Here is a 20,000-nt window from a genome sequence, read left to right as displayed (position 1 = left end):
GGCTGTCAGCCATCTATACCGCTACCCTACAGACAAAAAGGCTACCTGAAATTTTTCAGGTAGCCTTTTTTGATGCCTGCAGCGGGTATTTATTGGCCGCCCACGGTGTCGGCGGCGCGGTTGAGGCCTTGGGACAGGGATTCCACCATGGCGGGGTAGCCGTCGCCTTGCTGCGGGGTTTGGATGTTGAACGGGGTGGTGCGGCCGTTTGGCCATTGGGCATAGCCGCTCACGAGGGTGTGGCCTTGGAAGCTGCCTTGGAATTGCTCGATGTAAATCTTGAGCACGGGCAGATCGTTGCCGCGGCCGTAGGGCACGAAGCGGGCGCTGCCGTGGCGGTTGAGCCGGTTGCTGAAGGCGGCGGCAAGGCTTTGATCCAGCGGGGCGGACCACAGGTGGTGGCGGGCGAAGTTGAGGCGGTGGGCGTCGGTTTGGTAAACGAGGCCGCCTTGGCCGAGCGGTTCGGCCAGGATGATTTGCACGGTGGTTTGGCCGCTGCTTTGGCCGGCGGGCGGCACAAAGGCGCTGTCGGGCAGGCTGAAATACTGGGTGGCGGGGGTAGAGGCGCAGGCGGCCAGCAGCAGGGCTGTGGCGGCGGCGGACAGTTTGGCAAACAGGGACATCAGCGGCTTCCTTTCGGGGTGGGGTCGGTGGCGGAAGAGTTGAAAATCAGGGCGTTGGGCTGCTCTTTGAGGGTGTTGAGCACGGGTGCGGCCTGCTGCAGGGTGCGGTCGATGCTGCGCAGGGTTTTCTGCACGTCGCCATACACGGGCGATTGCGGGGATACACCCTGCAGGGTGGTGCGCAGTTCGGCCAGAGTGCGGTTGAGCTCGCCGGGCAGCTGCTGGGTTTGCGGCTGGCCGAGCAGGCGGTTGGCTTGGGCGAGCGTGCCTTTCAGCTCGGTCAGGCTGCCGTTGAGTTCGCGCACGGTTTTATCCAGCGGCAGGCGGTTGAATTTGTCGAGCAGGGTGGATACTTGCTGTTGCAAATCGCCCAGGCTGCCGCCGTTGCGGCTGGCGATCACAGTATTGCCCTGATAGCTGGCGGCGGGTTTGAGCACGCTTTGGCCGGGGGCTTCGGAAAGCTCGACAAACAGGGAGCCGGTGAGCAGGTTGTTGCTGGAGAGGGTAGCGCTGAGGCCTTTGTTGAGGGCGCGGTTGATTTGGTCGGCCCAGGCTTCTTTGCTTTGGCTGTCGGCGTTGATTTCGAGGCGGGAGGGGTCGATGCGGATGCGCACGGGAACCCAGCCGTTGTCGAACAGGTTGAGGCTGTCGTTGCGGCTGAAATAGGGCACGTCGGTTACCGTGCCGATGGGGATGCCTTTGTATTCCACGGGTGCGCCGACGGCCAGGCCGCGCACGCTTTGTTTGAAGAAAACCACATAATACAGCGAGCGCGCGTCGGCCTGGTTGTCTACGTCGGCACGGCTGTCGTAGAGGGGGAAGAGGGCGTTGTTGGCCACCTGGCCGCCTTTGTCGCCGCCGGGCGGGTCGTCGAAGGCGATGGCGCCGGAAATCAGGGCGGGTAGGGAAGGGGTGTCCACTTTGAGACCGCTGCCGCCAAGCTCGATTTTGAGGCCGCTTTGCAGCCAGAAGCGCACGTTGCTGCCGATGAGTTTGTCGTTGGGGCTGCCGATGAAGATTTGGTAGTCGGTGGTTTTGGATACGGGGTCGAATTTCGCGCCCTCCACCGTGCCCACCACGATGTCGCGGTACATCACCGGGCTGCCGCTGCTGAGGATTTTGCCGCTGCCGCTTTTTAAGCGCAGGCGCAGGCCGCCTTGGGCGAAGGCAGACACGGGCGGCACGTCGGCCACGGTGAATTCGCGAGCCTCTTCCGGGCTTTTCCCGGGTATCAGGGCGATATACGAGCCGGACACGAGCGTGCTCAAGCCGGTGATGCCGCTTTGATCCACGCGCGGCTTCACCATCCAAAACTGGCTGTCTTTGCGGATCATGTCTTTCGCTTCGCCGGAAAGCTGGGCGGTGAGCGCCACGCCTTCCTGGCCGGGGCGCAGGTGGATGGCGGTAACGCGGCCCACTTCCACATCGAGCACCTTGATCACGGTGTTGTTCACTTCGATGCCCTCGGCATTGGCCATATACAGCGTGATTTCCGGGCCGGTGTTGCGGATGTGGTCGAACAGCAGCCAGCCGCCGGTAAAGAGGGCAATGAGCGGAATCAGCCAAACCATAAAGGAAAAACTGCGGTTGCGGCGGATTTTTGCCTGTGGTTCGCGTGCGGAAGAATGTTTATTCATTGTGTGATTTTGCGTTTATGAAAAAGGTTTCAGGTAGCCTATGCTGCGTTGGGGCTACCTGAAAACGGTTCGGGCAGCCTTAATGGTTTCAGGTAGCCTTCTTGTTGCGCTGGGTAGCCTTGTCCCACAGCAGGCGCGGGTCGAAAAAATGTGCCGACAGCATGGTGAGCAGCACCACCAGGCAGAAATACAGCGCCGCCGGCCCGGGCACCACCCGCGCCAGATGCGTGCGGAAAGTGGACATCAGCATGATGATGACGAAAATATCGATCATCGACCAGCGCCCGATGGATTCCGTAATCAAATACAGCTTGGAAAGCTTCTGCGGCGCTATTTTCATGCCGAACTTCGCCGCATACAGCAGCACGCCCATGGCGATAATCTTCAGCCACGGCAGCATAATACTGGCGCTGAAAATAATCATGGCGATGTAGTGGTCGCCGTCGCGCCACATAAACCGGATGCCGCTGAAAATTGTGCTGCGTTCGATAACGGTGGGGTTGGACGACACCATAATCGTCATCAGATTGGCCGGCAGCAGTAAAATCATGGCGGTAATCAGCAGTGCCAGGCTCCAGCCCAGGCTGTTCGGCCGCCGCTTATGCAGCCCCGAGCCGCAAATTTCGCATTCGGTTTCGTGTGCCGGCCGCTCAAACAAACACTTGCCGCAAAACACCGAGCCGCCTTCAGGCCGAACCAAATCTTTATCCCCGCGCAGCCGCCGGATTTGGTAATACACCCAATGCTCCGGCACGGAAAGCGCAGTGCGGATAAGCAGCACGGACAGCACGAACATCAAATAAAACGCCGGCCCGAAATGCACCTGCGCCACTTTGCCCAGCTTGATGTAGGCCACCAGCGTGGAAATAAAAAACACATCCACCATCATCCAGCCGCGCAGCTGCACCAGCCAGCGCGTGGCCCGCAGCACGCCGGGCGGCGGCTTGCCCCACAGCAGCCCGCCATACACATACAGACACAGCAGGCAGAAGAAAAACGGCGCACCGAAGGTGAGCACAAACATCACCTCGGCCAAAAAGCCGGATTGTTGCAAAATCAGCACCTTCATCATCTCCGGCATGGTGAGCGGCACCTCTAAACCCAACACCGTAACATGCATATACAACCCGGAAAACACCACCGCCAGCATAATCAGCGAGGCCAAGGCCAGCGCCGGCGGCAGCAGAAACGGGTTGGCTTCCACCCGCGCCAACGGATGGCCGCAGCGCGGGCAAAACGCTGCCTTCCCCGGCTTGAGCGGCGGCAGGCGCAGCTCAAGTCCGCAGGAATGGCAGGAAATATAGTGTGCTGGCATCACCGCCTTCGGCTGATATGGCCGGTAGCGGCGCGCGCGGCGCAAGCGGGTGGCGAATTTCAAAAGGGAACCGGAAGATAATGAAAAATGGTGATTATAGCCTAAAGCGGATTGGCAGCAATAGCTTAGGGTTTGTTGAAAGCTGCTGGTTTTTGCGCCTTGGGGGCGAAAATTCGTTTGGACAAAGTAGCTGCCAACAGACCCTGGCAGGTTTTCAGGTAGCCTTGGCTATGAAGAAGGCTACCTGAAAAATAATCGGTATTGGAAAAAAGAGTTGGGCAGATAGTGTTCAGGTAGCCTCTTTGTTACAAAGACAAGCTGCCTGAACATGGCGGAAGCCGTGTTGACCTTACTGTTCGCAAAAAAAGGCTACCTGAAAAATCGTGGCTGTTGCGGATAGGAGTTTGGTGCGGAAGTACGGCACACTATTTTCAGGTAGCCTGAAGCAGCAATTTATAGTGAATTAACAAAAACCAGTACAGCGTTGTCTCGCCTTGCCGTACTATCTGTACTGTCTGCGGCTCGTCGCCTTGTCCTGATTTTTGTTAATTCACTATAGGATTGGATTTAGGCGATGGCGGTAGCCAGCCACAATTTGGCGGCGAAGAAGATAAACAGGGCGCCTGCACCGCTTTTACCGAACGCAGCCACACGGCTGTATTTGGTGCCCACGCGGCCGACGGAATCGGCCATCATAATCAGCGTGCTCATGCACAGCAGGCTGCACAGCTGGAAGGTGCTACCCAAGAGCAGGAAGCTCAGGTGTGGGTGTTCGTAGCGGATATCGACAAACTGCACCATGATGGCCGGGAAAAACAACAGGCTTTGCGGGTTGGCCAGGGAGATAACCAGCGATTTGCGGAACACCTGCAATAGGGTGCTTTCGGCGGTATGGCTCTCGGCTTGGGCCGCGGCAGCATGATGCAATTTGAGCCAGCCTTCACGCAGCAGCATAAAGCCCAAGTAGGCCAAGTATGCGCCGCCGGCCAGCTGCAGCGCGTTAAATAAAGAAGGATAGGTTTGCAGCAGGGCGCTGGCGCCGAAAGTGGACGCCACAATCAATATGCCGTTGCCGACAAAGATACCGGCGAAGGCGCTCCAGCCGGTTTTTTTGCCGTATTGCCCGGCCACAGATAAGCAGTAAACCATATTCGGCCCGGGCAGCAACACCAGCAGCAGCACGGCTGCAAGATAAGCGGAAAAGTTAATGATACCGAACATTTGCATACTCCCATTCGTCATGGTAGGGATACTATACAGCCGGTTTTTTGATATATAAAATACTGCTTAGAGAAGTCTGTGATAGGGAAAGCAGATGATAAATTTCCGCCTCATCCGCCATTTGTGGATGTTTCTCGCCGTGGCCGAAGAAGAACACTTCGGGCGCGCCGCCGAGCGGCTGAATATGTCGCAGCCGCCGCTCACCGAACACATCAAACAGCTCGAGCAGGCCTTGGGCATGGTGTTGTTCGAGCGTTCGCGGCGCGGCACCAAGCTCACCGCCGCCGGTTATTCCATCCTGCCTGCCGTGCGCAAATTTGCCGAGCAGATGCAGCGGCTGCAAACCACCGTGCAGGAAATCGCCGCCGGCCACAGCGGCATTCTGCACATCGGTGCGATTACCGTGGCGCTGTTGGAAGTGGTGCCGCCGCTCATCGAATATATCCACCGGCACTATCCCGCGCTCACCGTGCGGGTGCGCGAAATCGACAGCGGCGACGCCGAGCCGTTGCTGCAAGCGGGTGACATTGACCTCGCCTTCGCCCGTCTGGAAATCCCATGGGACAGCACCATCCGCCTGCACACCCTGCGCCGCGAGCAGCTGGCCGTGGTGTTGCCGAAAAGCCATCCTTTTGCCGGGCGCGAATCCATCGGTTTGAAAGACCTAGCCTGCGAGAGCTTTGTGATGTTCGAGCGCGCCGTCAGCCCCGATTCCTTCGATGCCCTGATTACCGCCTGCCAACGCGCCGGCTTTGTGCCCAACATTCTGCACGAAGTGCGCACCATCGCCCTGCAGGTGGCCTTCGCCGGTTGCGGGCAGGGCGTGGCGCTCGTGCCCGTGTCTTCCGCCCGCTACCTGCCCGGCAACGCCGTGCTGCGGCCATTGGACGACGATATTTGGATCAACAGCGTGGTCTTGGCCTGGCACGAAGGGCAGCACGACCCGCTGCTGGAAAACGTGCTGGATTTGGTGCGCGGGTATTTCGACGATGCGGGAGGGAGGCAGGCTATAGTGGATTAACAAAAATCAGGACAAGGCGGCGAGCCGCAGACAGTACACACGTTACGGCAAGGCAAGCCAACGCTGTACTGGTTTTTGTTAATTCACTATACCTGAAAAAGAAGCGGTATTTCCGGCGGTTTTAAAACAATGAAGGCTACCTGAAATATTTAGCTGCCCACTCGTTTTCAGGTAGCTTTTCGGGTAGGCCGATGCAGTACTGGTTTTTGCCGATTCACTATATAATCCCGCCCCCTGACCATATTTTTCAACACCCCAAAACCATGTTTGCCCAAGCCCGCCAACATCTCCGCACCCCGCGCGACCTCCTGCGCTTTTGCACCAGCCGCTTCAACCACGCCCGCCTCGGCTTCGGCCACGGCAGCGACAACGCCCACGACGAAGCCGCCTACCTCATCCTCCACACCCTTTCCCTCCCGCTCGACACCCTCGAGCCCTATCTCGACGCCGCGCTCCTGCCCGAAGAAATCGACGCCGTGCTCAGCCTGGCCGAACGCCGCGTCAACGAACGCCTCCCCATGGCCTATCTCACCCGCCAAGCCTGGCAGGGCGACTTCGAATTTTATGTGGACGAACGCGTGCTCATCCCCCGCTCCTTCATCTACGAACAACTCGGCGAGCCCATCGCCCCGTGGACAGGCGAGAGCAACCAGATCCGCCGCGTGCTCGACCTCTGCACCGGCAGCGGCTGCCTCGCCATTCAAGCCGCCTGCCACTATCCCGGAGCCCAAGTCGATGCCACCGACCTCAGCCCCGAAGCCTTGGAAGTGGCCGCCATCAACGTGGCCGACTACGGCCTTGAAGAGCGCGTCCGCCTGATTCAAAGCGACCTCTTCGCCAACCTTTCCGGCACTTACGACCTCATCATCTCCAACCCACCCTACGTAAACGCCGAAAGCGTTGCCGCCCTGCCCGCCGAATACCTGCACGAGCCGGAAATGGCACTCGGCAGCGGCGAAGACGGCCTCGACGCCACCCGCCAAATCCTCCAGCACGCCCCCCGCTTCCTCAACCCGCGCGGCGTATTGCTGGTGGAAATCGGCCACAACCGCGAAGCCCTCGAAGCCGCCTTCCCCCGGCTCCCCTTCTTCTGGCCGGAACAAAGCGACGGCGGCAGCAGCGTCTTCCTGCTTACCCGCGAGCAATTATTGGGTGAAGAATAAGCGAAACCGTCTGATTTTATAGTGGATTAACAAAAATCAGGACCAGGCGGCGAGCCGCAGACAGTACACACGTTACGGCAAGGCGAGCCAACGCCGTACTGGTTTTTGTTAATTCACTATATTCGCTGCGAAAGGCTACCTGAAAACCCTAATCCGTTTTCAGGTAGCCTTTCGGAATTTCAGGCAGCCCCAAAGCGGAAGCCTTGCAGGCCGGATAGCGTTGTCCGGCAAACCGTTACATTTGAAGTGTCGGATTCGGGAGCTTGAAGGCCCCAACCTGTTTTCAGGTAGCCTCAAAAGCAACGCGGAGGGCGGGCGAAGTGGTAAAATCGCGCCTTCGGTTTTGAGTATGGAAACGGGCGGAAAGCGCCCGAATACAGGAAAGTTTGGCAGAGATGACAGAACAAACAACACGCGAGAGTATGCAATATGACGTGGTAATCGTGGGCGCGGGCGTGGCCGGGCTGTCGGCGGCGATACGGCTCAAGCAGCTCGCGGCCGAGGCGGGCGGCGACATCAGCGTGTGCGTGGTGGAAAAAGGCTCGGAAGTGGGCGCGCATATTTTGTCGGGCGCGGTGTTCAACCCCAAGGCGCTGAACGAGCTGCTGCCCGATTGGCGCGAGCGCGGTGCGCCGCTCAAGCAGCCGGTGAAAGGCGAGCGGCTGCTTTTCCTCACGCGCCAATCCTCGCTGCCGCTGCCCCTGCCGCCCAGCTTCCACAATCAGGGCAACTACATCATCAGTTTGGGCATGCTCTGCCGCTGGCTGGCCGGGCAGGCCGAAGGTTTGGGTGTGGAGATTTATCCCGGCTTTGCCGCCGCCGAAGTGCTGTATCGGGAAGACGGCAGTGTGAAAGGCATCGCCACTGGCGATATGGGCATCGGCAAAGACGGCCGGCCCACCGACGCCTACCAGCCCGGCATGGAGCTGTGGGGTCGGCAGACGGTGTTTGCCGAAGGCTGCCGCGGTTCGCTGTCTGAACAACTGATTGCCAAGTTCCAATTAGACCAACACAGCCAGCCGCAAACCTACGGCCTGGGTGTGAAGGAGATTTGGGAAGTGCGGCCCGAGCAGTCGCAGCCCGGCAACGTGATGCACACCGTGGGCTGGCCGCTGGATGCCCGCACCTACGGCGGCTCTTTCCTCTACCATTTGGCGGAAAACAAAGTGGCTGTCGGCTTTGTGGTTGGGCTGGACTATCAAAACCCCTATCTCTCGCCGTTTGAAGAGTTTCAACGGTTTAAAACCCATCCTACTATCCGCCTCGTGTTTGAAGGCGGGCGGCGCATTGCCTATGGCGCACGCGCGCTGGTTGAGGGCGGTTTGCAGAGCCTGCCCAAGCTCACTTTCCCCGGCGGTGTGCTGGTGGGCGATGCGGCGGGTTTCCTCAACGTGCCCAGCATCAAAGGCGCGCACACCGCCATGAAATCGGCCATGCTGGCTGCCGAAGCCGTGTTCGGCGTGCTGCAAAACAGTGCGGCGGAAGAGGGCGTTGAAGCCGCAGCCTATGCCGAAGCCTTCCGACAATCCTGGCTGCACGACGAGCTCTACCGCGCCCGCAATATCCGCCCCGCCTTCAAATGGGGCTTTTGGCCGGCCATGGGGCTCAACGCGCTGGATGCGTATCTGTTCCGCGGCCGCGCCCCGTGGACCATCAGCCACCACGGCAGCGACCGCGAGAGCTTGAAGCCTGCCGCTGCGTGCCGCCCCATCGAATACCCCAAACCGGACGGCCAAGTGTCGTTCGACCGCGCCAGCAGCGTGTATCTGGCCAACACCCACCACGAAGAAAACCAGCCGGTGCATTTGAAGCTTGCCAGCGAACAGGCCGCCATCGAGGTGGGCTATGGCCGCTTTGCCGCACCCGAAACGCGCTACTGCCCTGCCGGCGTGTATGAAATTGTGCAGGAAAACGGCCAGCCACGTTTGCAAATCCACGCTGCCGACTGCATCCATTGCAAAACCTGCGACATCAAAGACCCCGCCGCCAACATCACCTGGACCTGCCCCGAAGGCGGCGGCGGGCCGAACTACGGCGAGATGTAGCGGCGGTAAGTTTTAGGTAGCCTCTTTTTCAGGTAGCCTCGATGGCAACAGGCTACCTGAAAACGGTTGACCCCACTTTCCAGCCAGCCATTTGACGGCATACGGGGTGCCGGAAAGGCTACCTGAGAAACCAACGGCAACACGTTTTAACCCACATCTGCTTTTTCAGGTAGCCCCATGCAATTTCACCACACCCTCACCGAACTTACCGCCATCGCTGCGAAACACGACCCGCATTTTCCGGCCAGCCTGCAGGCCGGTTTGAGCCATGCGGATTTACAGGCCAAACTGGATGCCGCCGGTTTCGCCCTCCGGCCGCCGCAGGAATGGTTTACCCTCTACGGCTGGCACAACGGCAGTGTGCAGCCAGACACACAGCCCTTAGACACACCGCTGTTTAATTACCATTGCTTCCTTCCCGTGGAAGCGGCGCTGGCCGAGTGGGCATGGCGCATGGAAACCAACCGCCAAGAGCCGGATTTCCCCGTGTTCGAGCCGCGGTTGCTGCCGGTGTTCGAGTTTGAGGGCGAGTTTTACTGCGTCGAATGCGGCGATACGGAGCAGCCCCGCGCCCCGGTGTGGTTCGACTTCCACGGCGCTATCTTGTGCTACGACAGCCTGCACGCGATGCTTGAAGCCAAGCTGGAATGCCATCGGACGGCAGGCATCTATGTGCGGGATGCCGACGGCTGGGAAGATTGTGCCGACGAGGCCGCCTGCGCGGCGGTATTGCTGAAACACAATCCCTGCCGCGCGAAGGAATTGCGGGATTGCGCACACCCGTGAGCGGGTTGTTTGAAAAACGAAGGCTACCTGAAAAACCGTATTCTCAAGAATACGGTTTTTTGTTTTGCCGCCAGCCTGTTGACGTAAATTAATACTTTTTAGCTAGATATTTCATGACAAGAAATGGCTATAGTAGCAATGGGAACAGGTGACCTCGTTTCGGGCAGTTTCTTGCCCGGGCGGCGGCATCAGTTTGAAATCACCACAAACCAATTTTAGAGGATTAATAATGGGACAATATAAGAAATTATGGTTGTCGCTCATCGCAGTTTTGACGATAACCTTTTCAATATTGGGCTATTTGGGCGTGGAGGTATACCGTCAGGCACCTCCGTTCCCGGAAGCCTATGTATCGGCCGACGGCAAAACCGTAATCAGCAAAGACGACGTGCTGGCCGGCCAGTCTGCCTGGCAGAGCACCGGCGGCATGGAGTTGGGCTCGATTCTCGGCCACGGTGCTTACCAAGCCCCCGACTGGACGGCCGACTGGCTGCACCGCGAATTGGTGGCTTGGTTGAACATCAGCGCGCAAGAGCAGCACGGCAAGATGTTCGACGAGCTCAATGCCGACCAACAGGCTGCGCTGAAAGCCGCGCTCACGGAAGAATACCGCAACGGCAGCCGCATGGGCGCCGACGGCAAAGTGGTGTTGAGCGACACCCGCATCAAAGCCATTGAAGCGGTTGCCCCATACTACATCAAGCTGTACGGCAATGATCCGTCAATGGAGAAAACCCGCGAGCACTTCGCGATGAAAAACAACACGCTGCCGGATGAAACCCGCCGCCAGCGCCTGGCCAATTTCTTCTTCTGGACGTCTTGGGCTGCCGCCACCAACCGCCCGAACCACGATGCCACCTACACCAACAACTGGCCGCACGAACCCTTGATCAACAACGTGCCGACCACGGAAAACGTGATGTGGTCTGTGGCCAGTATCGTGTTCCTGCTGTCCGGTATCGGCCTCTTGGTGTGGGGCTGGTCTTTCCTGCACAAAGAGGAAGGCGAGCTGCAGCTGCCGGATACCGACCCGGTCAGCAAAGTACAGCTCACGCCTTCGCAACGCGCGCTGGGCAAATATGTGTTCCTCACCGTGGCGCTGTTTATCGTGCAGATTCTGCTCGGCGGCCTCACCGCGCACTACACCGTGGAAGGCCAGCGTTTCTTCGGCATTCCGCTGTCTGACTGGTTCCCCTATGCGCTGGTGCGCACTTGGCACTTGCAATCCGCCATCTTCTGGATTGCCACCGGCTTCCTCACCGCCGGCCTGTTCCTGGCTCCGGTGGTAAACGGCGGCAAAGATCCGAAATTCCAGGCGCTCGGCGTAAACGCGCTGTTTGTGGCGCTGTTTATCGTGGTGGGCGGCTCTTACGGCGGCAACTTCCTGGCCTTGAGCCACGCCATGCCCGCGCACCTGAATTTCTGGTTCGGCCACCAAGGCTACGAATACTTGGATTTGGGCCGCTTCTGGCAGATTCTGCTGATGGTCGGCCTCCTGCTGTGGCTGTTCCTGATGCTGCGCTGCACCGTGTCTGCGTTTAAAGACAAAAACGCCGACAAAAACCTGCTGGCCATTTTCGTGGCCTCCATGGTGGGCGTGGGCGTGTTCTACGCACCCGGCCTGTTCTACGGCGAGCACGACAGCCTCACCGTGATGGACTACTGGCGCTGGTGGGTGGTGCACCTGTGGGTGGAAGGCTTCTTTGAAGTGTTCGCCACCGTGGCGCTGGCCTTCATTTTCTACAACCTGGGTTTGGTGAGCCGCAAATCGGCCACCGTGGCCTCGTTGGTTGCCGCTTCGCTGTTTATGGTCGGCGGCGTGCCTGGCACGTTCCACCACCTGTATTTCGCCGGTACCACCACGCCGATTCTGGCCGTGGGCGCCTGCTTCTCTGCTTTGGAAGTGGTGCCGCTGATTTTGCTGGGCAAAGAGGCGCATGAACACTGGGCCTACCAGCACGCCACCCCGTGGATGAAACGCCTGCGCTGGCCGCTGATGTGCTTCGTGGCCGTGGCTTTCTGGAATATGATCGGCGCCGGCGTGTTCGGCTTCCTGATCAACCCGCCGCTGTCACTCTTCTACCTGCAAGGCTTGAACACCACCGCCGTGCACGCCCATGCCGCTCTGTTCGGTGTATACGGCTTCCTCGCCTTGGGCTTCGTGCTGCTGGTGGCACGCTACCTGAAACCGGACTATGAGTTTGAAGAAAAACTGATGAGCTACGGTTTCTGGATGCTGAACCTCGGCCTGGTGGGCATGATCGCCACCAGCCTGCTGCCCGCCGGTGTAATTCAAATTTATGCCGCTATTCACGACGGTTTGTGGATGGCCCGAAGCGAAGGCTTCATGCAGCAGGATTCGCTGGTGATGCTGCGTTGGATTCGCACCATTTCCGACTTGGTATTCATCGCCGGCGGCTGCTGCGTGGCTTGGCAGGCGACTAAAATCGTGTTCAGCAAAGGCACCGGCAAGAAAACTGCGTAATGCCGCCGCTTGAACCTTGATTGAAGAAAAGGCTACCTGAAACTTCAGGTAGCCTTTTTTGATGGCTTGGCAGTAAGCAGTGGATTGCTTGATTTGGTTTTCAGGTAGCCTTTGTGGATTGGTTCGATGTTGCTGGGCTGATTTTGTTATATGGAGCGGGTGGCTACTTGTTGGAGTGAGTGTCTATTTGCTTGGTATGGGATTGTCTGCCAAATGGGCTTTAAGACTGGATAGCAGGCTACCTGAAAAAGCAGCCTTCGCAGTTTTCAGGTAGCCTGTTGTCTGGAGGCTACCTGAAAGCTTACGCATCAAACAGGCAAAAGTAAACTCCCCAATCTTGCGGATTGGGGAGTTTTAAACTGGCGGAGTAGGAGGGATTCGAACCCTCGATACAGGTTTTAGCCCATATGCACCCTTAGCAGGGGTGTGCCTTCAGCCTCTCAGCCACTACTCCGTGTTCGGAACGGCGGATAATATAGGAAGCGTGCCCAAAAGGCAAGATATTTTGCGCCAAATGGGGATTTTTCAGTTTGATGGGGTTGAAGCGTAAAGATTTTTAGTTGGCATGGCCGCAGGCAGTTTGCAACGGATGAGCGGCGTAAATGCGAATCAGCCTGCCGTTTTATTACTATTTGCTATAATATGCAAAGAAATGTTTTGTTAGTTTAACGAGCTATTGCGGTTTGGGAATGGCGTTTGCCAACAGGCAGATCCCCCGGCTGCAACGGATAGATCAATATGAAACGATTGGGTTTGAAGCTCAGCAGCGGCATCGGCAGGGCGCTGTCGCACAAAATCAAGCAGACTCAGCGCCTGTCGCGCAAAACGGCGGCGGTGGTTTTGCTGTTGATGGGGGCGGCTTTGGTGTCGCTGGTGTCGCTGGGTTTTGCCAGGCTGGCGGATTACGCGCTGCATCTGAACCGCGAGTGGTCGCGGCAGTATCCGCTGGCGGCGTTTGCGGTGCTGCCGGCGGCGATGATGCTGATTGTGTGGTTCACGCGCCGTTATGCGCCCTATACGGCGGGCAGCGGGATTCCGCAGGTGCTGGCCATGCTGTCGATGCCGAAAGTGAAGGGCGGCAACCGTTTGGTGGCCTTGGGGCGCACGGTTTGGAAAATCCCGCTCACGTTTTTGGGCATGCTGGCCGGGGCGTCCATCGGGCGCGAAGGGCCTTCGGTGCAAGTGGGTGCGGCGGTGATGCTGGCCTGGGGTTCTTGGTGCAAACGCTACAATTTGGCATTCAAGCGCTTGCAAGACAAGGAATTGCTGGCGGCCGGTGCGGCGGGTGGTTTGGCGGCGGCATTCAATGCGCCGCTGGCCGGGGTGATTTTTGCGATTGAGGAGCTGGGGCGTTCGGTGTCGCTGCATTGGGAGCGGCAGATTTTTATCGGTGTGCTGGCTTCGGGCTTCTTTTTGGTGGCGATTGAGGGCAACAGCACTTATTTTCATGGCTTTCATGCCGGGCAGCCGGCGGAGCACATGCTGCGCTGGGCTTTGCTGTGTGCCGCAGTGTGCGGCGTGGCGGGCGGGCTGTTTGCGCGTTTTTTAAGCAAGGGCGCAACCTGGCTGGCGTTGCCGCAATGGCGCAATTGGATGCGCCGCCACCCGATTTGGCTGGCGGGCGTGTTCGGCCTGATGCTGGCCGCTTTGGGCGTGCTGTTTGACGGGCAAACCTACGGCACGGGCTATGATGTGGCGGCGGCCGCGCTGCATGGGCAGACGGATTTGGCCTACGGCCTGGCCGGGGCGAAGTGGGCGGCCACGGTGCTTTCTTATTGGGCGGGCATTCCGGGCGGGATTTTCACGCCTTCGCTGGCCATCGGCGCACTCTTGGGCGTACACATCGCACAAATTGCCGGTACGGAAGCTCCGGCGGCGATTTTGGCCTTGCTGTGTATGGCTGCGTTTTTGGCGGCGGCCACGCAGGCGCCGCTCACGGCCAGCGTGGTGGTGATGGAAATGACGGGCAGCCAGTCGCTGCTGTTTTGGATGCTGGTGTCGTCGATTGCCGCTTCGGTGATTGCCCGCCAGTTTTGCCCGCAGCCGTTCTACCATTTCGCGGCGGGGCGTTTCCGCCAGCGCGTGCGTGAGGAGCTGCTGCGGGAAGGGGCGGCAAGGCAGGCGGAAACGGCGGCAAAGTAATGCTAGAGGCTACCTGAAAAGTGTTTTGCTTGGTTTTCAGGTAGCCTTTTATTGTGGATTAACAAAAATCAGGACAAGGCGGCGAGCCGCAGACAGTGCACACGTTACGGCAAGGCAAGCCAACGCTGTACTGGTTTTTGTTAATTCACTATATTTGGCCGTATCGAAGGATTCGTTGGGCATACCAAGCCATCTGGCCGGTGCTGTTTGGAATGTTTTAACGGGCTGCCGGGCTATTCAAGCCGATATGCTTTTTGTGTGGGCAATGGGTTGTCTGCGCCGCGGGCATGTAAAGAGGCTACCTGAAAAATCGGATGCTCCGGATTTTCAGGTAGCCTTTATTTAAGTGCGCTCGGGTTTAGCGGTCAAACACGGGTTTGGTGCCCATGAATACTTGGCTGCTGTATTCGCATTGTTCGGTGCTGCATTTGGGCATGATAACCGTGAGGGTGTAGCTGCCGGTGCGGTTGGCACGCCAGCCGAACATGGGGTAGTCGTCTTCTTCGCTGTCTTCTTTGATCACTTGGCCGTCGGCTGATTTGAGGGCAAGGTCGATGTCGTTGCAAGCGTAGTCGCAATCGGCAAAGAAGCTGTAGTATTTGCCTGCGGTGAGCTGCACTTGGTGGCTTTGCTCTTGCTCGCGGGCGGCACGGCCACTAAACAGCCGTACTTGACGGGATCTTGGGTCGTGGTTTTGCATCGCTTTCCGGCGTGCCTCTTGAGCCTGAGGCAGCCAAGGGCTGTATTCGAAGGCTTGGATGCTGTAGCTGCAGCCGGTGGCGGCTTCGCATTTGTTCATGCGGATGTTGAGGGTATAGCTGCCGCCGGTTGTAATAGCGCTGTGGATGACGGGGCTATCATTGTCGTCTTTATCTTCTTTGATGGTTTTGTCGTTGCTATCGGTCAGCTTGATGTCGATGTCGGTACATTGGCGGTCGCAGTCGGCAAAGAAGGTGTAGGCTTTGCCACTTTCGAGACGGATGCTGTGGCCTTTATTTTGATTTTGTGCCAATTTGTCTTGAAAAACCTGGATTTCGCGGGCTTTCGGGTCTTTTTCCTGCATAATCTGGCGGTTGATTTTTTGTGCTTCGGGCAGCCATTCTTCGGCAGGCTCGGCCAATACGGGGGCGGCGGTTAGAACGGCGAGTGTGATGAGGGCGAGTTTTTGCATGGCATGCTCCTGGCCGGGTAGACAGTTGATGAAGGAAAAAGTAGGGCGAGATTATAGCCAATGTGCCGGGGTTTAACTAATCTTTTCTGATGTTAGGGGCTGTTGGCAATTGCTTGTTTCCGCATCTTTTACCCCAAAGGCGGCATCTTCCGCTTTGGAAATCCTCGCAAGGTGCTCAACCTTACTGCGGTTTCCGACTTGAATCTGCTGCCTTTGGGGCAAAAATCCGCTTGGAAAAGCAGCTGTCAACAGCCCCAATCAGGCTACCTGAAAAACCATCTTCAGGTAGCCTGATTGGGGCTTAGCGTGCCGGTTCGGCTTGCAGGATGACATGCTGCCTGCGGTCGAGCAGTTCCAGCTTATTGCCGTTGATGCGGTAGGCGGCGGTGCGAGCAAAGGCGGCTGAGAGCCATTCTTCCTGCGCCTGAACATTCGGCGGGCAGAGCATCAGCGTGGTGGCGAGCTCGCCGATTTGCAGGGTTTGGCCTTGGTGGCTGAAGTGGCCGGATAGGGAATTACAGCCGAACGAGGCGTTTACGCGATTGTTGGCGTTGAACGCCAACGATCCGTTGGCGGCGTGGCGGCCGATGCGGGTGATGCGCCAGCCGTGGCGGGAGAGTTCGGTTGCGGTTGCATTGGGCGCTGTGGCAACAGGCCGCGCCACGGGAGCAGGCTGCTCAGGGGCGGCGGGGGGCGGGGGGGCGCTGTCGGCCGGATTGGGGCGGGCGGCGCAGGCGGCGAGTAGGAAGGCGGCGAGATAAATCGGTTTCATTGCATGGGCTCCTATCTGGTTGAAAAGCATTTAATACAATGTGTTGTATTGTACACTAGGGGATGCGGTTCGGTGTTGATATAAGGCAATGGGGCGGGCATTTATAGCGGGTTGAAAAGGAACGCCGCTGCGCGTTGGTTTGCTTTGCCGTGCTGCTTATACTTGCTGCGGCTAGACGCTTTGTCCTACTTTTTTATTCCGCTATATTTTGGAAAACGTGGTGTGGGCCGCATCAACGTAAAAGGCTACCTGAAAATTTTCAGGTAGCCTTTGTTTGCTTGCCTAATCCGCTTAGTGCTCAATCGGTTTGGCCGGGCGGGTGGCGGCTTGGCCTAGGGCGGCGCGCCATTGTTGCGGGGCTTTCACCAGTTCCAAAGCGCGGCGCAGTTGGTCGTCTTTGGCCGGATTGGGTTTGTAGCGGGTGGCGGGGTTGTTATCAGCCTCGTCTTTGGCGGCGGGCTCGGAGGCGGCTTTGTTTTCGGCGCTGTGGTTGTTCAGCGTGCGGCCGCGCACTTCGTTGCCGCCGTTGGGGTTGCTCAGGTGGCCGGAGAGGTCGGCTTCCCGGCTTTCGTAACGGCGGGTTTTATCGGCCACTTCCACGTCGGGCACGATGCCTTGGGCTTGGATGGAGCGGCCATTGGGGGTGTAGTAGAGCTGGGTGGTGATTCTCAGCGCGCCGCCGTTGGAAAGGGGCATCACGGATTGTACGGAGCCTTTGCCGAAGCTTTGCGTGCCCACAATCACGGCGCGTTTGTGGTCTTGCAGGGCACCGGCCACGATTTCGGAGGCGGAGGCGGAACCGGAATTGACCAACACGGTGATGGGGATGGTTTTAAATTCGGCAGGCAGGCCGGCAAGCGGGTCTTTGCTGTTGCCGATTTGGTAGTCGGTGGGCTGGGCTTTGAGGTTCATGTTTTCTTTGCCGTCGCGGCCTTTGGTACTCACCACGAGCTGGCCGTTTTGCAGGAAGGCGGCGGATACGCCCACGGCGCCGTTGAGCAGGCCGCCGGGGTCGTCGCGCAGGTCGATGATGAGGCCTTTGAGCGGGCCGCCGTTGGTGCGGTGCATGGCTTGCAGGGCTTCGGCCATGGCGGGCACGGTGCGCTCTTGGAATTGGCTGATGCGCAAATAGCCGTAGCCGGGTTCGATGAGGTCGTGGCGCACGCTGCGCACTTTGATGATGGCGCGGGTGAGGGTAACCACGATGGGCTGGGGCGTGTCTTTGCGGAGGAGGGTGAGGGTGATTTTGGTGCCCGGCTCGCCGCGCATGCGTTTCACGGCATCGTTTACGCTCATGCTGCGGGTGGAGGCATCGTCGATTTTGATGATGTAGTCGCCGCTTTTGATGCCGGCGCGTTCGGCGGGGGTGTCTTCAATCGGGGAGACCACTTTAACGAAGCCGTCTTCGCTGCCCACTTCCATGCCCAGGCCGCCGAATTCGCCTTTGGTGGATTCCTGCATATCGGCGTAGTCTTTGAGGTTCATATACTCGGAGTGCGGGTCGAGGTTGGAAACCATGCCTTTGAGCGCGCCTTCGAGGATTTCATCGTCGGTTTTGTCTTGATAGTAGTTGGCTTTCACCTGGCTGTACACTTCGGCCATGGTGCGCAGTGAATCCACCGGCAGGGGCTGCTGGCTGCGGGTTTCGGCAAAGCTCTGCATGCTCAGGCTCACGGCGATGCCGGTGAAGGTGCCCAGGGTGTAGAGGGCGATTTTTTTGAAGGTGTTGTTGGACATAATGGGTGTTGGTCTTTCAGGTTTTGTTAATCTGAGCCCGGATAATCGGCGGTGGCGGTAGCTGTGTTTTTTCAGGTAGCCTGCCGTGTGGCTCGAAAGGCTGAACTTTAGGCAAATTTGCTTGTTCCAGCAAGGGGGTGGGGGAAAATAAATGTTAAACGGAGATTTTGGGTGGGGCTACTTGGAATAAATTGAATAAGATGGGATCATGCCAAATTTTCAGGCAGCCTTTCAGCGGGGACGGGTGATTTCTGTTATTCTTCCTTCCTACTTCGGTAATCATGCATTTTAATCATTTTTTGGGAAATCATATGGTGCGTGTACGGATACATAAGAAACCGGTGAAAAAAACCATGTCGGTTGAAGAATTGAGGCATGCCAGGCCGTTATGCTACGTTTCGGCAGTGTTGCTGGTATTATCGATTTTTATGCCGGGGTTCTTTATCAGTGGGGAAACAGATCCGGAATGGTATGGCTTGATGATTTTGATGGTAAGCCCACTTGCCTGGATGAATGGCATCAGCGGTCTTGCCGTATATGCCAATTTTGTCTATGTATGGGTGTGGTTGAGGTTGCTGTCCGGCGTTAGGGTTAAGGAGTCGGTTTTCCTGATGGTTGGATTGGCTTTGTGTACTTTCACTTTACGGGAAGTAATGATAGATGAGAATGGCGGAACCCGTAATGTAGTGGCATGGGGCTGGGGCGCGATAGTGTGGGGGGCGGCGATGGTTTTGCTGGCAGGGGCATCGTGGGATAAGCGCCGTTATCGCTCGGTGTTTCATACGCTGCTACCATACATAACAATATTTACTTTAATAACGGTTTCGTTGTTGCTGCTGCGTGAATACCAATGGCGTTCCGCCAACAGCGACGAACGCAAACATTACCTACCGCAAGCTACTGCTTTCGTGGAGATAACTCCGATTGGTGTTCCGATTATGCCGCTTGGCGCTGCGTTCGGTATGTTCACTCCGTCCGGCGTTCCCTATCTGCCGCCGCCAGAGAAGTTGCCTTTGCCGTCGGGGACAATTGTGGAGCTGGCAGCGGATGTTCAATTTGATCGGTCAGATAATGAGCCAGAAATTCACATAGCCGGTGTGGAGCGAACTGGCTATACCCCTAATCGGTTTATTTATCGCGGCTATCTATTTCATGAAAGATATGAGCTTCTCTCCATCGCACCCAGCCGCGGTAGGCGTGGTAATTTTGTATACGGTATCCGTCCCAGCCGTCAGGGCGAGCCGGGGGAGATAATCCAATATATTGCCGACCGCAAACAAAACCGAAATATTTGGTATGCACCGGCCATCGTAAGGAAAAGAAGGCTTTACCCCAATTTCACTTCCGAAATACCAGGGTTATTAAATGAGTTGCGGCCTGAAAAGCCATTTACGCTGCCAAAGCCTTTGGAGTTTGACGGCAAGGCGCGGTGTGTAAGGCAGGCCTATTCGCTGCCGTTTGGTCTAAATCCGGAGCAAGTTACACAATTCGACAATATTGTTCTTACCAATACTAATTTGTCTCTCCGACCTCGGTTTAACGATGTTGCTGCTTTCTGTTCGGGAGATTATGCATTGGCAGTAAAAGCTGCACATGGTAAGGATAGAGAGATATTTTATGCAGTCCTGCTGCGTCGGGGCAGCGGGGAAATTTTAGCCAGCTACTATGGATGGGTAGAGGGTGAGGAATGGAAGGATTTGCCGGAGCAGTGGTTTTCTCCATCGGAATCGGGGCATATCGAACAAATTTCCCTCAGTGATGGTGGCATGATTATCCGTTCTGATAGGGGTGTATTTCGATTTTCACGTGACAATGAGGAAAGTGCTGGTTGGTGGACTCTTAAATGGGAAGGCAAAATGTAGTGACAATATGAGAGATCGGT

14 protein-coding genes and 1 tRNA gene are annotated in these 20,000 nt (G+C 57.5%); 7 read left to right on the top strand and 8 right to left on the bottom strand.

The genetic code is table 11. From position 1 onward, the window contains the following. Positions 1-89 precede the first annotated feature (89 nt). From ELB75_RS09870 to leuE, 4 genes are all read right to left on the bottom strand, one after another. Complete coding sequence (locus tag ELB75_RS09870) at positions 90-623, bottom strand: PqiC family protein (protein WP_126983765.1); 534 nt, start codon at positions 621-623, stop codon at positions 90-92. Beyond that, a complete protein-coding gene (gene pqiB / locus ELB75_RS09865) occupies positions 623-2,260 on the bottom strand; it encodes an intermembrane transport protein PqiB (protein ID WP_126983764.1) in 1,638 nt (545 codons plus the stop codon). The genes ELB75_RS09870 and pqiB overlap by 1 nt, the downstream gene beginning before the upstream one ends. 88 nt (positions 2,261-2,348) lie before the next feature. Then, complete coding sequence (locus tag ELB75_RS09860; protein WP_126983763.1) at positions 2,349-3,575, bottom strand: paraquat-inducible protein A; 1,227 nt, start codon at positions 3,573-3,575, stop codon at positions 2,349-2,351. 567 nt (positions 3,576-4,142) lie between these two features. Then, positions 4,143-4,796 (bottom strand): leucine efflux protein LeuE, encoded by a 654-nt coding sequence (gene leuE / locus ELB75_RS09855; protein WP_206501450.1) that lies wholly within the window; start codon positions 4,794-4,796, stop codon positions 4,143-4,145. Between the two features lie 94 nt (positions 4,797-4,890). Here leuE and ELB75_RS09850 point away from each other — a divergent pair, with 94 nt between their 5' ends. The 5 genes from ELB75_RS09850 to ELB75_RS09830 all read left to right on the top strand — a co-directional run bounded on the left by ELB75_RS09850 (position 4,891) and on the right by ELB75_RS09830 (position 12,296). Beyond that, entirely contained in the window at positions 4,891-5,817 is a 927-nt protein-coding gene (locus ELB75_RS09850) for a LysR substrate-binding domain-containing protein (protein ID WP_126983762.1), read from the top strand. A 263-nt stretch (positions 5,818-6,080) separates the two neighbouring features. Beyond that, entirely contained in the window at positions 6,081-6,980 is a 900-nt protein-coding gene (gene prmB / locus ELB75_RS09845; protein WP_126983761.1) for a 50S ribosomal protein L3 N(5)-glutamine methyltransferase, read from the top strand. Between the two features lie 395 nt (positions 6,981-7,375). Continuing rightward, positions 7,376-9,025, top strand: a complete 1,650-nt coding sequence (locus tag ELB75_RS09840) for an electron transfer flavoprotein-ubiquinone oxidoreductase (protein WP_126983760.1) — start codon at positions 7,376-7,378, stop codon at positions 9,023-9,025. A 177-nt stretch (positions 9,026-9,202) separates the two neighbouring features. Continuing rightward, positions 9,203-9,811: an SMI1/KNR4 family protein gene (locus ELB75_RS09835; RefSeq protein ID WP_126983759.1), complete on the top strand. Its 609-nt coding sequence runs from the start codon at positions 9,203-9,205 to the stop codon at positions 9,809-9,811. A 229-nt stretch (positions 9,812-10,040) separates the two neighbouring features. Continuing rightward, positions 10,041-12,296 carry a nitric-oxide reductase large subunit gene (locus ELB75_RS09830; RefSeq protein WP_126983758.1) on the top strand — a complete coding sequence of 752 codons (2,256 nt, stop codon included), beginning with the start codon at positions 10,041-10,043 and terminating at the stop codon, positions 12,294-12,296. Positions 12,297-12,656: 360 nt separating this feature from the next. On the opposite strand, the gene ELB75_RS09825 is transcribed toward ELB75_RS09830, so the two are convergent. After that, a tRNA-Ser gene (locus tag ELB75_RS09825) sits at positions 12,657-12,750 on the bottom strand. Positions 12,751-13,034: 284 nt separating this feature from the next. On the opposite strand from ELB75_RS09825, the gene ELB75_RS09820 reads away from it, so the two are divergent. Further along, a complete protein-coding gene (locus ELB75_RS09820; RefSeq protein WP_126983757.1) occupies positions 13,035-14,438 on the top strand; it encodes a chloride channel protein in 1,404 nt (467 codons plus the stop codon). Between the two features lie 358 nt (positions 14,439-14,796). Here the strand turns inward: ELB75_RS09820 and ELB75_RS09815 are convergent, their stop codons facing one another. The 3 genes from ELB75_RS09815 to ELB75_RS09800 all read right to left on the bottom strand — a co-directional run bounded on the left by ELB75_RS09815 (position 14,797) and on the right by ELB75_RS09800 (position 18,118). Next, positions 14,797-15,609 (bottom strand): hypothetical protein, encoded by an 813-nt coding sequence (locus ELB75_RS09815; RefSeq protein WP_126983756.1) that lies wholly within the window; start codon positions 15,607-15,609, stop codon positions 14,797-14,799. A 301-nt stretch (positions 15,610-15,910) separates the two neighbouring features. After that, positions 15,911-16,381: an META domain-containing protein gene (locus ELB75_RS09805; protein WP_164726869.1), complete on the bottom strand. Its 471-nt coding sequence runs from the start codon at positions 16,379-16,381 to the stop codon at positions 15,911-15,913. A 291-nt stretch (positions 16,382-16,672) separates the two neighbouring features. Beyond that, positions 16,673-18,118, bottom strand: a complete 1,446-nt coding sequence (locus ELB75_RS09800) for a S41 family peptidase (RefSeq protein WP_126983753.1) — start codon at positions 18,116-18,118, stop codon at positions 16,673-16,675. A 281-nt stretch (positions 18,119-18,399) separates the two neighbouring features. Between ELB75_RS09800 and ELB75_RS09795 the strand changes: the two genes are divergently transcribed. Next, positions 18,400-19,980, top strand: coding sequence for a hypothetical protein (locus tag ELB75_RS09795; RefSeq protein ID WP_126983752.1), 1,581 nt, complete (start codon positions 18,400-18,402; stop codon positions 19,978-19,980). The last annotated feature ends 20 nt before the right edge of the window (positions 19,981-20,000 follow it).

The sequence above is a fragment of the Eikenella corrodens genome, assembly GCF_003990355.1.
In the GTDB taxonomy this organism is placed as follows: Bacteria; Pseudomonadota; Gammaproteobacteria; order Burkholderiales; family Neisseriaceae; genus Eikenella; species Eikenella corrodens_B.
Note: the sequence above shows the minus strand (reverse complement) of the source record. Positions and strands in the feature narration are given on the sequence as shown.

What these genes read in the sequence shown, in the direction of transcription:
- leuE (WP_206501450.1), bottom strand. Translation starts at nt 4,796, where the DNA reads ATGTTCGGTATCATTAACTTTTCCGCTTATCTTGCAGCCGTGCTGCTG.
- ELB75_RS09860 (WP_126983763.1), bottom strand. Translation starts at nt 3,575, where the DNA reads ATGCCAGCACACTATATTTCCTGCCATTCCTGCGGACTTGAGCTGCGC.
- ELB75_RS09800 (WP_126983753.1), bottom strand. Translation starts at nt 18,118, where the DNA reads ATGTCCAACAACACCTTCAAAAAAATCGCCCTCTACACCCTGGGCACC.
- pqiB (WP_126983764.1), bottom strand. Translation starts at nt 2,260, where the DNA reads ATGAATAAACATTCTTCCGCACGCGAACCACAGGCAAAAATCCGCCGC.
- ELB75_RS09820 (WP_126983757.1), top strand. Translation starts at nt 13,035, where the DNA reads ATGAAACGATTGGGTTTGAAGCTCAGCAGCGGCATCGGCAGGGCGCTG.
- ELB75_RS09840 (WP_126983760.1), top strand. Translation starts at nt 7,376, where the DNA reads ATGACAGAACAAACAACACGCGAGAGTATGCAATATGACGTGGTAATC.
- ELB75_RS09805 (WP_164726869.1), bottom strand. Translation starts at nt 16,381, where the DNA reads ATGAAACCGATTTATCTCGCCGCCTTCCTACTCGCCGCCTGCGCCGCC.
- prmB (WP_126983761.1), top strand. Translation starts at nt 6,081, where the DNA reads ATGTTTGCCCAAGCCCGCCAACATCTCCGCACCCCGCGCGACCTCCTG.
- ELB75_RS09815 (WP_126983756.1), bottom strand. Translation starts at nt 15,609, where the DNA reads ATGCAAAAACTCGCCCTCATCACACTCGCCGTTCTAACCGCCGCCCCC.
- ELB75_RS09795 (WP_126983752.1), top strand. Translation starts at nt 18,400, where the DNA reads ATGCATTTTAATCATTTTTTGGGAAATCATATGGTGCGTGTACGGATA.
- ELB75_RS09830 (WP_126983758.1), top strand. Translation starts at nt 10,041, where the DNA reads ATGGGACAATATAAGAAATTATGGTTGTCGCTCATCGCAGTTTTGACG.
- ELB75_RS09835 (WP_126983759.1), top strand. Translation starts at nt 9,203, where the DNA reads ATGCAATTTCACCACACCCTCACCGAACTTACCGCCATCGCTGCGAAA.
- ELB75_RS09870 (WP_126983765.1), bottom strand. Translation starts at nt 623, where the DNA reads ATGTCCCTGTTTGCCAAACTGTCCGCCGCCGCCACAGCCCTGCTGCTG.
- ELB75_RS09850 (WP_126983762.1), top strand. Translation starts at nt 4,891, where the DNA reads ATGATAAATTTCCGCCTCATCCGCCATTTGTGGATGTTTCTCGCCGTG.